The sequence below is a fragment of the Roseibium sp. AWQ4_290 genome (genome assembly GCF_056160985.1).
Genome location: NZ_JBSWYG010000050.1, coordinates 1 through 1280 on the forward strand (window position 1 = coordinate 1; position 1280 = coordinate 1280).

Annotated in this window: 1 protein-coding gene; it reads right to left on the bottom strand. The window is 58.0% G+C overall.

Going from position 1 to position 1280, the window contains the following annotated elements; translation table 11 throughout:
* Positions 1 to 130 precede the first annotated feature (130 nt).
* Entirely contained in the window at positions 131 to 1210 is a 1080-nt protein-coding gene (locus ACXAH0_RS25075) for an IS5 family transposase (RefSeq protein WP_475187080.1), read from the bottom strand.
* Positions 1211 to 1280: the final 70 nt, after the last annotated feature.

Here is a 1280-nt window from a genome sequence, read left to right on the forward strand (position 1 = left end):
TAGCTGGGCACCCGCAACAACCCGCTATTTTGAGGCGTCCCGACGGCTTTCAGCCATGAGGCCCGCGTTTTTGCCCCGGATCGGATTGATCCGGGGGTGTTTCATCGATTTTTCCGCGTTGAAGGCGGACTCATTCCATGGCGGCGCGCCGTTCGTGGAACATCAGACGATCGAAGTTGTAGGCCAGGTTGGCGAGCGTGAGTTTGGTCTCGGCGCGCGCCAGGCCGATGGTGCGGATGAACAAGCCGTAGCGGTTCTTCTGATGCGCGAAGACGTGTTCGACACGGGCACGGATGGCTGACTTCTTTGCATTGGCGCGGGATGTTGCCTCCGGCATGGATTTGTTCGCCGGCTTGCGCCGGTGAATGCGGCTCACCAACATGTTTTGCGCCAGCCATTTCTCGTTTTTACTGGACCGGTAGGCGCTGTCGGCCCACACATCGGAGGCCGTGTTGTCCTTGGTCACGACATGCTTCAGTTGCCTGCCGTCGGCATCAGCGGCTGAGGTGACCGCACAGCCCCGGATGAAGCCGAAGCGCCGGTCGATGCTGATATGGCTCTTGTAGCCAAACACCGGTAAGGCGATCTGCGGTAGCGGCGTGCCATCGGGCCGATAGCGCACTTTCCCCCCGATTTTCAGCGTCCAGCGGGCATTGGTGTCCTTCTGTGCCGCCTTGTTGGGCTCATCGGGCCAGATGTCTTCTGCCGTCTTGCCCGCTTTGATCGCTTGCTTTTCGTTTTCCGTATTGCGCTGCTTAGGCGCGGGAACCAGAGACGCATCGACGATCTGACCGGACATCGGGATATAGCCCTTCTTCTTCAGTTGCCAGTCAAACGCCTTCATCACCCGCTTCAAGGTGCCGGTCTCCGTCATCCGGTTGCGGAAATGCCGGATGGTGTTTTCGTCCGGCATCGGCTCCCCGAGGGAAAAGCCCAAAAATCGCATCCAGGAGAGCCGGTCGCGAATGATAAACTCCATCTTCGCGTCACTCAAATTGTGCTGCGTCTGAAGGATCAACACCTTGAACATCGAAACCGGGTCAAAAGGCGGCCGCCCGCCCTTGGAGCCGTCGCTGTACTCCAGCCCTTCCACCAGCCAGGTTCGGAAATATTCGAAATCAACGGTCCGCTCGAGAACCTCGAGCGGATCGCCATCCTTGCTCAAGCGCTCAAGATGATCGGACAAACTGAAAAGACTGCTCGGATCCATGAAAACACCTCCATGATCGAAGTGAATCAGAAATCACCTCCAATGGCGAGGTTTTTGCGGGTGTCCAGCT